Source organism: Terriglobia bacterium, assembly GCA_032252755.1.
In the GTDB taxonomy this organism is placed as follows: Bacteria; Acidobacteriota; Terriglobia; order Terriglobales; family Acidobacteriaceae; genus JAVUPY01.
Genome location: JAVUPY010000029.1, coordinates 1 through 12,977, shown reverse-complemented (window position 1 = coordinate 12,977; position 12,977 = coordinate 1). Strand labels below are relative to the sequence as shown.

The window sequence follows — 12,977 nt, the reverse complement described above, 5'->3', positions numbered from 1 at the left end:
TGCAAGCGCGGAGGCATTCCTGTGTTAATCGCACTCCTGTTGGGATCAGTTTTATTGTGGCCCGCCTGCAACGGCGACCAGTCTCAGCCACAGGCAAAGGCCGAGGCCCCGATGCCCAAACCTGCTTCCATCAATCCCGCTTCCTACGATCCTCCCGCGAATGAACCACCCGCGCCCAAGGTCGACGGAAAGAAGGCCTACCAGTACGCCGGCGAAATCGTCGCCTTCGGCCCACGTCCCATCGGCAGCGAAACCCATCGCAAGGTCGAGCAATACATCGTGTCTCACCTGCAGGGCATTCAAGTAGAACAAGACAAGTTCACGGCGAATACAGCCGCTGGAACTTTTCCGATGAACAACATCATCGCGAAGATCCCCGGCAAGAAAGACGGCATCATCGTCCTCGCAAGCCATTACGACACGAATTACCCGCTGCGCAATGAGAACTTTGTCGGCGCCAACGACGGCGCCTCAACCAGCGGCCTCCTGATCGAACTCGCAAACGTCCTGAAATCAAAACCCAACGACGGTTACAGCATCTGGCTGGTTTTCGATGACGGCGAAGAAGCTACAGTCAGCTGGTCTGACTCCGACAGCCTCTACGGCACCAAGCAGCTCGCGGCCAAGTGGAAGAACGACGGTACCGCGCAAAAAATCAAGGCCTTCATCCTGCTCGACATGATCGGTGACAAGGACCTCGACATCACCCGCGAAACCAACTCCACTCCCTGGTTGCAGGATGTCATCGGGCGCGCCGCTGACCGTCTCGGCTACGGCTCTTACTTCTACAAGTCCGATCAGGCGATTAATGACGATCAGCTCCCTTTTAAGAAGATCGGCATCCCTGTTGTGGACCTCATCGACTTCACCTACGGCTTCAACAACCTCTTCCACCACACGACCGAAGACACCATGGACAAGATCAGCCCCAAGAGCCTTCAAATTGTCGGCGACACCGTCCTCGAAAGCATCCGCGCACTGAACACGAAATAACAACCGACACACCACAGAGACACAGAGTCATAGAGAGGTCTGATCTTCCCCCCCAATCTTGGAGGTCGTGCTTTTGCGTTTATTTCTGCAGTTATGCTCTGACTCTCTGTGCCTCTGTGTCTCTGTGGTGAATCGGTCTTACGCGGCCTTCGGTTTCTCCCCGGCCACGACATCCTTCTTAACGTAAACTTCTCCGCCGCGAATCTCGATCGGATATGTTGTGACCTGGCGCCCAGCTGGTCCCGCCACCACGCGACCCGTCCTGATATCGAATTGCGAGCCGTGCCATGGGCACTGCACCGTGCAGTCCACCTGCGCGCCATCGCTCAACGGCCCGCCTTTATGCGTGCAGTGATCCTCGAACGCGAACAGCCCTTCCGCGCATCGTGCAATCGCAATCCGGTCGTTGCCGCTGCGTATCAGCATCATCTGCCCGTCGCCCAGTTCCGACTGGTTGCAAACTGGCCGCCGGAAATCCGTCACAGTCCGCTCGCGCAGTTGCCCCGCATTCGCGAACCGCCGATCCACTCCAATCTGGTTGCGATAAACCAGCGTGGCGCCCAGCCATCCTGAGATCGCAATCAGGACTACTCCGCCCGCCGAGCACGCGATCGCGATTCCGTCCGCTGCAACCGCCGGTGAGCCTCGCCGAACCGCCACATAAACGAAGTCCGCCAGCGCCAGCGTATTCAGCGTTCCGTGAATGTACCCCCGCGATCGCCCGCTGGAGTTCGCTGGAATCACGCCAAACAGGTCGATCACCCCGGGGATTGCCGCGCATGCCGCGCCGATGCACCCGGCGATGATCATGTAATAGCTCGCCGTGAAATACGCCTGCTCGTGCGACCCCGCTCCGATCAGGTCGAAGATGAAGCTCGTCACCCACAGTCCCACCGGGAATGCCACGATCATCGGGTGAATGGGGTGTGAACCGATGTGCGCTTTGGACCGCATGGAACCCTCCTCAAAATTGGCAACCCTTCTCAAACACTTAGATGGTGAAAGTAAGGTGCCAAGGGGCCTGAAGAGCAGGGAACTCAAGAAAGAATTGACACCCACAGCATTCTTCTAAACACTATTCCTTCACTGCAGAGACACAGAGACACTGAGTTGCCATGTCGGCCCCGGATTGTTGGAGCAGTTATGATTTTGAGTCTCTGTGCCTCTGTGTCTCTGTGGTGAGTCGGTTTTCAAAGGGATACCATGACCTTTACCTTTCTGGATTGGGGCGCGATCGCCGCTTACCTGCTGATCACTCTTCTTTTAGGCCTCTACTTCAAATCGCGCTCCGGCAAAAGCGTCGACGATTATTTCGTCTCCGGCCGCAACGTCACTTGGTGGCTCGCCGGAACCTCGATGGTCGCGACCACCTTTGCCGCCGACACCCCGCTGCTCGTCACCGGCCTCGTCTATCGCCAGGGAATCGCCGGTAATTGGATATGGTGGAGTTTTCTGCTCTCCGGAATGATGACCGTGTTCCTCTTCGCGCGACTCTGGCGACGCTCCGGCCTGCTCACCGATGTCCAGTTCGCCGAAATGCGCTATGCGGGAAAACCCGCGGCATTCCTGCGCGGATTCCGCGCCATCTACCTCGGCCTGCTGATGAACTGCCTCATTCTCGGCTGGGTGACCAAGGCCATGGTCTCCATCCTCGGCGTCACCTTCCAGATCAGCGATTTCAAGGCCCTGCTCATTTGCGTTCTATTCCTCATCCCGTTCACTGGTTTCTACGTCGCGCTCGGTGGCCTCTGGGGAGTCCTCTGGACCGACCTCTTCCAGTTCGTCCTCAAGATGGGCATCGTGATAGCCGTCGCGTTCTATGCGGTGCACGCCATCGGCGGTATGGACGTGATGCTCTCGCGACTTTCTTCCATGCGCGCGACCAACGGCGCATCCGACCCACTCGCGCTCTTCCCCGACTTCTCCCATGGCTTCACCTCTGAGAATCTCTGGACTCTCCCGGTCATCACCTTCGTCGTCTTCCTCGGCGTGCAGTGGTGGGCCTTCTGGTATCCCGGCGCCGAACCCGGTGGTGGCGGCTACATCGCGCAGCGTATCTTCAGCGCCAAGGATGAGAAGAACGGCCTGCTCTCCGTCCTCTGGTTCAATTTCGCGCATTACGCGGTGCGCCCCTGGCCCTGGATACTCACCGGCCTCGCCGTGATCGTGTTGCATCCTGAACTGCGCGCCCCCGGAGCCAATCCCGAAGCTGGTTACATGATGGTGCTGAACGAGCATCTGCCGCATGCCTGGCGAGGCGTCGCCATGGCTGGATTCCTCGCCGCCTTCATGTCCACCATCGCCACGCACCTCAACTGGGGAGCCTCCTATCTCGTCTCCGATTTCTACCGGCGCTTCATCAAGAAGGACGCGTCGGAGCGTCACTACGTCCACATTTCCCGCCTCACGACGGTCATCCTCGTTTGTGCCGCCGCCGTCGTCGCCGCGCTGCTAACGTCCATCAAGTCCGGCTGGGAATTCGTCCTCGAACTCGGAGCCGGCACCGGAATCGTCTACCTGTTGCGCTGGTACTGGTGGCGCATCAATGCCTGGAGCGAAATCTCCGCAATGGCAACCGCAATGGTTGTCTCCCTCTCGCTGCGTATCTGGCAATTTCTCGGTATGCGGGGAACCGTAGCGCCGCCCTTCACTGGAAGCGACGCCGTTGTCTTTGCGAAAACCGCGATCACAACCACGCTTTGCACCACAATCGTCGCGATAGCCGTAACTCTCCTGACCAGCGCCGAACCCGAACCCGTCCTCCGCGCCTTCTACCGCAAAGTGCATCCCGACGTGCGCGGCTGGAAACCCATCGCCGCCCTGGAGACGCAGATCGCGCAAACGCGCGACATCGGCCGCAACCTCCTGTCGTGGATATTAGGTTGCGCGCTGATCTACCTCGCGCTCTTCGGAACCGGCAAGTTCATCCTGAATCAGCGCGGCCTCGGCTCGCTGATGCTTGTGGGCTCGCTGATCTGCGGTTTCCTGCTCTACAAGGAGCAATCCGCGCGCAATTGGGGCGCCAGTGCCGCCGAAGCGGTCGCCGACCTCAGCGCCGACGTCGCCACCGGCAAGCATTAGAGTGTTTTCTTCCGGGTTCCCCGTCCTGGCTTCGTTAGGGCGGGGTAGTTCCCCGCGAGACACATAAGTCCATCTTCCCCAACCCTGCCGACACGCTATAATGTCGCGCACGGATGGCCATCACTTCTGGCTCAAAACTTGGTCCTTACGAAATCCAGTCTCCGCTCGGTGCCGGCGGCATGGGTGAAGTGTATCGAGCGAAGGACACCCGTCTCGATCGCACCGTAGCCATCAAGGTCCTGCCCGCGCATCTCTCCTCTGATACCGAATCGCGCCAACGCATGCAGCGTGAAGCCAAGGCCATCTCCGCGCTTCAGCACCCGAACATCTGCACGCTTCACGACATCGGCTCGCAGGACGGAACCGACTTCCTGGTCATGGAGTACCTCGAAGGCCACACCCTGGCCCAGCGTCTCGAGAAAGGCGCGCTTCCCCTCGACCAGGTTCTCAAGATTGGCGTCGAGATTGCCGAGGCGCTCGAAAAAGCTCACCAGCAGGGAATCATCCACCGCGACCTCAAGCCCGGTAACATCATGCTGACCAAGGCCGGCGCCAAGCTGATGGACTTCGGTCTCGCGAAACCGAAGGTATCGATCGCATCGCAAGCGGTCGGACACCTCACGCCGACCACGCCAACCATGAACCTGGCCTCGCTTGCCTCTGCCGCGTCGCCCATCACGCAGAAAGGCTCAGTCGTCGGCACTTTCCAGTACATCGCTCCTGAAGTCTTGCAGGGAGCCGAAGCCGATGTGCGCAGCGACCTGTTCAGCTTTGGCTGCGTTCTCTACGAGATGGTTACCGGTCGCCGAGCCTTCGAAGGCAAATCGCAGCTCAGCATCTTCACCTCCATCCTCGAAAAAGAACCAGAGCCTATCGCTAACACCCAGGCGGTCGCTCCGCCCATGCTCGATCTCGTGGTTCGTGGCTGTCTCGCCAAAGATCCCGCCGAGCGCACGCAATCGATCCATGACGTCGCCATGGAGCTGCGCTGGATCGCATCGCTCCGTTGCGCACCCGCCGACGCGGAATCGGTCACCGCACCCAGCCGAAGCCGCCTCCCATGGTTCGCTGCGATTGCGGTCGCAACCATTCTGGCGGCCCTTGCAGGATTCTTCCTTCATCGCAGCACGGTCAACGCCGCCAGCATCCGTGCCGAAATCAATCCACCGCCTGACACCCGTTTTCGCCTGTCATCGGATCTTGCCGGCCCGCCCGTGCTCTCGCCCGACGGCGCTTACATCGCCTTTACTGCCATCGACACGAACGGCAAGACGAATTTGTGGGTGCGTCGCATGAACGCAGAAGATGCGCGTATCCTGCCCGACACCAGCGACGCGATCTTTCCTTTCTGGTCGCCCGATAGCCATGCGCTCGGGTTCTTCGCCAATGGCAAACTCCGGACCATCGACCTGAATGGAACCACCGCCCAAACTCTCTGCGACGCGCAACTCGGGCGCGGTGGTGCCTGGAGTCCCAGCGGCGTCATCGTTTTTTCGCCATCGCCAATCTCACCGCTGTTCAAGGTCAATGCCAACGGTGGTTCTGCCACCCAGTTCATCCCTCTCGATCTTTCAAAGTACTCTTCCTACCGCTGGCCTTTTCTTCTTCCTGACGGCAAGCATTTCCTCTATTTCGCCTTGAACCATGACCCGACCAGGCAGTCGAACGATGGCATCTTCTATGCCTCGCTCGACGGTCGCGAGAACCGTCTGCTCATCCACACCCAGAGCAACGGAATCTACGCTGCCGGCTTTCTTCTCCTCAGCCGCAACGATCAGCTGATTGCCCAACCCTTCGATCCCGATAATGCGGTCCTGAACGGTGAAATGCAGACTCTTTCTTCCGGGGTGCTTATCGACACCTCCACTTGGCGCAGCAGCGTTACCGCAACCGACAGCGGCCTTCTCGCCTTCGGCAGCGGTACCTCCGGTGGGGTTCAACTCGTCTGGATGGAGCGCAGCGGAAAAGAGGTGGGAGTGGCGGCTGACAATCTCCAGAAACTGCAATTCGCCGCCCTCTCGCCGCGCGGTGATCGCGTCGCGCTGCAGATTGATACCGGCATCAACGACATCTGGGTCCTCGACCTCGCCCGCGGCGTCCGAACCCGGCTCACCTTCGGCCCAACAGGAAACACTATTCCTGTCTGGTCACCCGACGAAAAGTGGATTGCGTACAGCTCTTTTCGTGTATCCGGGGGTGGAATCTATCGCAGACCCTCCGACGGCAGTGGCGCTGAAGAATTACTGGTTGCCGACTCGGCCACCATGAACTTCGCTCCCGACTCCTGGTCACCCGACGGCAAGACCCTCTTCTATTCACCGAATTTGTTTACTCAAAGAGATGATGGGGTATGGGCCATCTCTGTCGATGGAGACCACAAGCCACACCAGGTACTCCCGCATGGAAGTTACGCCACCCTTTCCCCTGACGGGCGCTGGCTCGCTTACAGTTCCACCGAATCCGGCCAGAACGAAGTCTATGTGCAGGCCTATGGTGGCGGACAGGGCAAATGGCAGGTTTCACCCGATACCGGACAGGTACCGCATTGGAGCGCTGACGGTAAAGAGATCTTCTACTTCGACGGCAACCAGAACCTCGTCGCCGTTTCAGTCAAAGAGTCCGGCGGCGCCCTTCAATTCGGCGTGCCCCAGGTTCTCAGCCACCAATGGACATTCCTGACAACGCCTTTTTTTAGCGTCGCCCCCGACGGCAAGCGCTTCCTGCTGGCGCGCATCTCCCAGCAGATCAACCAACCGATCACCGTCGTCACCAACTTCACCACCGGATTGAAAAAGTAATCCGCCGTCAGGCTACCCGTTCAGCAGAGGTATAAAGCACATGAAGGCTAGTAAGAGAAACTTGTCCCCCAAACAGCGCGACGAACTCCTCCCCACTTTGAAAGCCCGTTTCGAGAAGAACATGAATCGCCACAGGGGCCTTGAATGGGCCAAGGTACAGTCGAGGCTCGAATCGAACCCTGAAAAGCTGTGGTCACTCCACGAGATGGAACGTACCGGCGGCGAACCCGATGTCGTTGGTCACGACAAGAAGACCGGCAAATACATTTTCTACGACTGCTCCCCGGAGACTCCCAAAGACCGTCGAAGCCTTTGCTACGACCGCGAAGCCCTCGACGCAAGGAAGGAGCACAAACCGGCAAATAACGCCGTCGATGTGGCCACCGCAATGGGCGTCGAACTTCTGACCGAAGAACAATATCGCGAGTTGGAGAAGCTCGGAGAATTCGACACCAAAACCTCAAGCTGGATCAAGACCCCTTCCAATGTCCGGAAACTCGGCGGCGCCCTCTTCTGCGATCGCCGCTACGACACCGTCTTCACCTACCATAACGGCGCCGAATCCTACTACGCTGGCCGCGGCTTCCGCGGCGCACTACGGGTTTAAAAGGCGGCCGGGTGGCCGGACCTTCACACACGGTGGGTGCCCGGTCCTTTCCCGGTTTTTTGGGAAAGGGCCGGGTGACCACAAACATTTTCCACACAGATACTAGTTCGCACCGTGCGCATTATTCACCCGAGCTGCCGTCATCAGGTGTTACGGACACTCCACTTCATTACTAAGATTTTTCTGGAAAGTTGGTCGAATTCTGGTCTAGCCGTTCGACGTTATAGTGAAGGCGGGGCGATTAGCCTGGCTTAAGACGACAGGAGAACATAATGCCGCAATACTTGGTTGCTGGTTACCTCCCCGACGACTTCGACCCGTCCCAGGCGGACGAAGCGATGGGCCGCGAGATCCACGAACTCAACAAAGAGATGATTGCTGCCGGCGTCAGGAAATTCGCTTGCGGCCTTGGGGCCGCGAAATCGTTGCGGGCGCAGGCCGATGGCGGGGTCCACATCACCGACGGGCCATACCTCGAGACCAAGGAACACATCGGCGGTTTTTGGATTTTGGAATGCGCTGACATGGACGAGGCTGTTGCATGGGCACGCAAAGGCGTCGCCGCCACTCGGGGGCAGGTCGAGGTGCGAGAGATATTCTTCATGCCGGCCCCCACCGAGGAATGAGCGGTACGCCAGCAGCGAACCGGTGCTGCGCCGTGCCGTCCTCTTCCGGTAACTCTGGATAGATTGCGGTATGACGACTTACCATCAGCTATCGGCTTCGTTCAAGTTCGCGATTTCATTCAACCGTGCTTGATCTCCGCACGGATGGCTCTTAAATACTCGTCCACCTTACCGGGGAAAGCGATAACAGTTGGCTCCTTCCTCTCGCGAAGCCGTGCAACGCGCTGCAATTCCTCTTCTCTGTAATGGATTTCTCGCTTGAGGGCTGCGATTCGCCTAACAATGTTCATTCTTAGCTCAGTCTCAGCTTGTTTGATGGCGATTTCCCAAGCTCTATTCTCACGACACTCCCGTACACGCAGACTCGACCGGTAGAATCGTCCATCGTCCTTGCCGTTTTTCCAGCAGGTAATCGGTCGTCAACGCGCACAAGTATCCACAATAAAGTGCCACGTTTACGACAGCTTTGTCCTTTCGGGAATTGAAGCCTACTGCTGAGAGTACGAAATAGCCGTCGGATTTGGGAAATTCCTTAGAGAACGCCTCCCAAAGAAAGAGGCGGCGGTCGGTGTCGGATGACCAGGAATCATCGAGTACCGGAGGTGGTTGGATAACTTTGATCATCGCATCTAACTGTTTCTTCGTTACGAAGTCGTACCTGCGTGGTAGATGAAATTCGGGTAACAGTCGCAATGGCTGCTTGTTCACCTCTTCAAAGTTGCTGAACGCCTCACCGAACTCCCCCTGGTATTTGTCCGGGAAACACCCCGCATGAGACGTCGACGGGAACGTTTCGTCTGCCATTGCGAATCGTTTCGGTAGATGAGGGAGAACATGGCGAGTCGCCCGAGGGATCACAGCTGAGTAAACGCCGTAAGCTTCCGTGTTTGTGTACGAGGTGGACTGGGCCTTGCAGGTCGCTGATATTCCGAGGACCGACAAAACGAAGCAGCAGTATGCGACGAACCCACTCGTCCATTCCATAACTGCTATGACACCACACCGGATGGGACAGGTCCCGGATTACTTGTTGCGAACAGGCACAGGACTTCCCAAAGAATGTTGGTATATTCTCCGATTCCGTGGTGTCCAAAGTTAGTATGACCGAACACTCACACAGGAGGGTTGCGCTTCGTGTCGTGCTGATTGCAAATGCTGTTCTTTGGCTGTTGGTCTGGGGGGCATTCGCCCGCGCAAGCCATCCTTTTGTCGAGCACCGACCAGTGTGGGAAGAAAGATACCCCTTGGTAATTGTGTTTCATCATGCCGCATTGCCTGATTTTGAATTGAAGTTATTCAGCCCGGTTTTACTACTTCATCTTCCAAGCACCGTGGTTGCGAGACTGATTGAAATCTCAGTGGCCAATCGCCATCCAGAAGTCTGGGAGCATGAGTTCATCGGTACTTCCCTGCATGGATACACGGTACTTGCAACGATGCTCCTGTCTTTTCTCCAGTGGTATTGGACAGCAAGGGCAGCGATCTGGTTCGTCCGACGCGTCCATTCCCCGACGCGTTCTGCCGGTGATGGAGACTCACTTTGTTAAGTGATCTGGATAGGTTATGGTATGGGGATTTATCGCTCTCTATCTACCGCGGCGAAGCACAGAGAATCCAGTAAGCAGTCCCGCAAGAATCAAACCAACCACAATCTGTGGATTGCCGCGGATCGGTACCCGGATTGCCATCCAGACCATTAGCGCAAGGAGCACGACATTCGCTATTGCCGAAACGATGTAGACGCCCTTTGCAGCATTCGTATAGGCGACCCGGAGTAAATTCAACGCCCCGATCGTGATGATCAGTAGCCCGCCACTCGCAAACCAGATGGCGTTTAACCCAAGGTTCGGATCGAACTTGGCCGTCAACAATACGTGGACGGCACCGAGGGCGATCAGTAGCCACGCAACAACAACATCGAGTTTTCGCATCGTCCCCACCAAAGCCAGCCTTCCTGAGTCAAGTATATTATTGCCAATATAGTTTTCTCCGCGATGTCACAGTAGCCATACCCAATTTGCTATTCTGAAAATAGAGAGACGAAACAGCGGCCGTCCTTAGTGGCGGTCGTTTTTGTTTGTCCAAGCGAGTTCGTTCTTCGGTTCTCCCGATCTCCGTTCTTCGCTCGCTTCCGTAGTGCCCTACCCCATTGGGCCCCCAACAAGCAGCGCTTGTTGGGGTGACTTGTCGCCCGCTTTGGCGAGAGGCTAGGGTTTCTAATTTGTTTTTGGTTTTGTGTTTCAGATTTTGACTTTCGACTCGCTCCCGGGAGTTTCGAATTGCGAGTCCTCGTACCTCGCACTTAAAAACACATTCTTTCCTCGCAAATCCTTGAACCCAAAAGGAGAGTTCCTGTTTTCAGATTTAAGTTCTTTCCCATCAGCTCGCTACTGGGAAAATTTCCGTAACTAACTGAAAAGAGGACGACACAAAATAGGGGGTGGGGCGAACATCCATGGGCGGTTGCTCAAGTTCAACTCGTTACTCGCCGTTCTGTTTTCGGCGGAAACATCAGCGATGCGGCCACCGAGATTGCCAGCACCGCGACGATCACGCCCAGCGCCGCAACCGTCGGAATCTCGAAATAATGTCCGCCCAGCATCTTGATCCCGATGAAGGTGAGGATGACGGACAACCCGTAGTGCAGCATGTGAAAGGTCTTCATCATGCCGGCCAGCGCAAAATAAAGTGAGCGCAGACCGAGGATCGCGAACACGTTCGACGTAAACACCACGAACGGATCTCTCGTGATCGCCAGGATCGCCGGGATTGAATCCGTCGCGAAGATCACGTCCGAAGCTTCGACCACCAGCAGCACCAGCGCCAGAGGCGTGAAGTAGCGCAACCCCTCGCGCATCACCCAGAATTTGCCGTCCTCATAATTCTTCGTCAACCGCATGTGCTTCTGGAAGAAACGCACCATCGGATTCTTCTCCATCTGGTGCTCATCTTCCTTCTGGAAGAACAGTCGGATGCCGACGTAGATCAGGAACGCTCCGAAGATATACGTGATCCACTCGAAGCGGCGAATCAAAGCCACGCCCGCGATGATGAAGATCGCTCGCATGATCAGCGCCCCGATGATCCCCCAGAACAGTACCCGGTGCTGCTGCTCCGAAGGCACCTTGAAGTAGCGGAAGATCAGCAGAAAAACGAAGAGATTGTCGACGCTGAGCGATTCTTCGATGAGATATCCGGTAACGAATTCAAGCGTGAGTTGCGAGTTCGGCCGCGAGTGATCGCCTGTCATCAGGTGACCCCATTGCGACAGCAGCACGGCAAACAGTCCCGCAAGCGATATCCAGACGACGGTCCAACCGACCGCCTCCTTGAAGTGCACGACGTGCGCTTTGCGGTTGAAGACGCCCAGATCGAGCGCCAGCATCGCCAGCACGAACACCACGAACAGCACCCAGAAGATCAGGTTGGAAGGCACGCTTCGATTCTATAGACGAAAGAGAATTTGGTCGACAACAGCAATACACTCAGGCAAACCGAATTTTGTCGCCAGTAACGATGGAGTGCTTGAGGAACTTCTGGTCGTCGTGGAACGGATAATCCATCCGATAATGCGCTCCGCGGCTCTCCATTCGCGCCAGCGCAGAACGCGCGATCAGCAGCGCTGTATCTGCAATGTTCCGTACTTCGCTGCATCGTCTGCAGCTTCCGCTCGGCAGCGCCGCTCGTATATCCTCTAGCAGCGGAACCGTTTCGCGCAGCTTCTTGCCCTCGCGAACGATCCCGACGTTCTGCCACATCAGCTGCTGTATCTGCGCCACCACCTGTTCGGCCTCAGGACTGGGTTTGGAGTTCGCTCTCGCCGGAGCAATCGTCTGCGCGTTCTTCGTCGGCCCATTGCTCAGCGCAGCACCGCACTCGCTTGCCACCGCCTGCGCCGCGCGCGCGCCGTAAACGAGCCCCTCGAGCAGGGAATTGCTCGCCAACCGGTTCGCGCCGTGCACTCCAGTACACGCGACCTCACCCGCAGCGTAGAGTCCCGGAAGGTTGGTTCGACCGTTCAGGTCCGTCTTCACTCCGCCCATCGCGTAGTGAGCCGCCGGACGAACCGGAATCAGCTCTTCCGTGATATCGATGTTGTACTGCATGCAGGTCGAGTAAATCCGCGGGAAGCGCTTCTTCACCCGCTCGCTGTTCAGGTGCGTGAGGTCGAGATAGACGACCGGATCCTTGACGTGCGATACCTCGAGCTCGTGCGCGATCGCCCGCGCAACCACATCGCGCGGCGCAAGCTCGTGCATCTCGTGATACTTCGGCATGAAGCGCGCCAGGTTTGTATTCCGCAGATACGCGCCCTCTCCGCGCAGCGCCTCCGAGAGCAGGAAATGCGGCGCGCCCTTCAGGTACAACGCCGTCGGATGAAACTGCACGAACTCCATATCGCTGATTTCGGCGCCCGCGCGATACGCCATCGCCACCCCGTCTCCGGTCGCGACGGAGGGATTCGTGGTATCGCTATAAACTTGGCCGAGTCCGCCAGTGGCAAGCACCACGCCCCGAGAGCGAATCGAGCGCGCGCGATTTTCGGCGTCGAGCACCCGCACGCCGCACACCCGTCCATGCTCGCGGATCAGTTTGAATGTGAATTCAAATTCCAGGAACTGGATTTTGGGAATGGTGACAGCCTTGGCGTACAGCGCGCGTCCAATCTCGCGTCCGGTGGAATCGCCATGCGCATGCAGCACGCGGTTCCGGCTGTGCGCGCCTTCGCGGGTGAACGACAGCTTGGTACCGCTGCGATCGAACTGCGTTCCCCACTCAATCAGTTCTTCGATCCGCGGGGGGCCTTCTTCTACCAGCACTCGCGCGGCTTCTTCGTTCACCAGGCCGTCACCGGCATTAATCGTGTCTTGC

At 57.5% G+C, this 12,977-nt stretch carries 10 protein-coding genes; 5 read left to right on the top strand and 5 right to left on the bottom strand.

Features of this window, described 5'->3' with window-relative positions; genetic code table 11:
• Positions 1-111 precede the first annotated feature (111 nt).
• The gene (locus ROO76_07035; protein MDT8067908.1) at positions 112-993 is read left to right on the top strand and encodes a M28 family peptidase; all 882 of its coding nucleotides are present in this window, start codon (positions 112-114) and stop codon (positions 991-993) included.
• 138 nt (positions 994-1,131) lie between these two features.
• Here ROO76_07035 and ROO76_07030 read toward each other — a convergent pair whose 3' ends face one another.
• On the bottom strand, positions 1,132-1,947 hold the full coding sequence (locus ROO76_07030) for a DUF2231 domain-containing protein (GenBank protein MDT8067907.1): 816 nt from the start codon (positions 1,945-1,947) through the stop codon (positions 1,132-1,134).
• Between the two features lie 249 nt (positions 1,948-2,196).
• Here ROO76_07030 and ROO76_07025 point away from each other — a divergent pair, with 249 nt between their 5' ends.
• From ROO76_07025 to ROO76_07010, 4 genes are all read left to right on the top strand, one after another.
• The gene (locus tag ROO76_07025) at positions 2,197-4,074 is read left to right on the top strand and encodes a sodium:solute symporter family protein (GenBank protein ID MDT8067906.1); all 1,878 of its coding nucleotides are present in this window, start codon (positions 2,197-2,199) and stop codon (positions 4,072-4,074) included.
• Between the two features lie 113 nt (positions 4,075-4,187).
• Positions 4,188-6,872: a protein kinase gene (locus ROO76_07020; GenBank protein ID MDT8067905.1), complete on the top strand. Its 2,685-nt coding sequence runs from the start codon at positions 4,188-4,190 to the stop codon at positions 6,870-6,872.
• 40 nt (positions 6,873-6,912) lie between these two features.
• On the top strand, positions 6,913-7,479 hold the full coding sequence (locus ROO76_07015) for a DUF4256 domain-containing protein (GenBank protein MDT8067904.1): 567 nt from the start codon (positions 6,913-6,915) through the stop codon (positions 7,477-7,479).
• 272 nt (positions 7,480-7,751) lie between these two features.
• Positions 7,752-8,105 carry a YciI family protein gene (locus ROO76_07010; protein ID MDT8067903.1) on the top strand — a complete coding sequence of 118 codons (354 nt, stop codon included), beginning with the start codon at positions 7,752-7,754 and terminating at the stop codon, positions 8,103-8,105.
• 339 nt (positions 8,106-8,444) lie between these two features.
• On the opposite strand, the gene ROO76_07005 is transcribed toward ROO76_07010, so the two are convergent.
• From ROO76_07005 to nadB, 4 genes are all read right to left on the bottom strand, one after another.
• The gene (locus ROO76_07005; protein ID MDT8067902.1) at positions 8,445-8,909 is read right to left on the bottom strand and encodes a hypothetical protein; all 465 of its coding nucleotides are present in this window, start codon (positions 8,907-8,909) and stop codon (positions 8,445-8,447) included.
• Between the two features lie 782 nt (positions 8,910-9,691).
• Positions 9,692-10,036, bottom strand: a complete 345-nt coding sequence (locus ROO76_07000) for a hypothetical protein (protein ID MDT8067901.1) — start codon at positions 10,034-10,036, stop codon at positions 9,692-9,694.
• A 542-nt stretch (positions 10,037-10,578) separates the two neighbouring features.
• Positions 10,579-11,541, bottom strand: a complete 963-nt coding sequence (locus ROO76_06995; protein ID MDT8067900.1) for a TerC family protein — start codon at positions 11,539-11,541, stop codon at positions 10,579-10,581.
• 49 nt (positions 11,542-11,590) lie between these two features.
• A partial coding sequence (nadB, locus tag ROO76_06990) for an L-aspartate oxidase (protein MDT8067899.1) occupies positions 11,591-12,977 on the bottom strand: 1,387 nt, incomplete at its 5' end.

Coding starts and splice junctions, on each gene's coding strand:
- ROO76_07035 (MDT8067908.1), top strand. CDS start 112: ATGCCCAAACCTGCTTCCATCAATCCCGCTTCCTACGATCCTCCCGCG.
- ROO76_07030 (MDT8067907.1), bottom strand. CDS start 1,947: ATGCGGTCCAAAGCGCACATCGGTTCACACCCCATTCACCCGATGATC.
- ROO76_07025 (MDT8067906.1), top strand. CDS start 2,197: ATGACCTTTACCTTTCTGGATTGGGGCGCGATCGCCGCTTACCTGCTG.
- ROO76_07020 (MDT8067905.1), top strand. CDS start 4,188: ATGGCCATCACTTCTGGCTCAAAACTTGGTCCTTACGAAATCCAGTCT.
- ROO76_07015 (MDT8067904.1), top strand. CDS start 6,913: ATGAAGGCTAGTAAGAGAAACTTGTCCCCCAAACAGCGCGACGAACTC.
- ROO76_07010 (MDT8067903.1), top strand. CDS start 7,752: ATGCCGCAATACTTGGTTGCTGGTTACCTCCCCGACGACTTCGACCCG.
- ROO76_07005 (MDT8067902.1), bottom strand. CDS start 8,909: ATGGCAGACGAAACGTTCCCGTCGACGTCTCATGCGGGGTGTTTCCCG.
- ROO76_07000 (MDT8067901.1), bottom strand. CDS start 10,036: ATGCGAAAACTCGATGTTGTTGTTGCGTGGCTACTGATCGCCCTCGGT.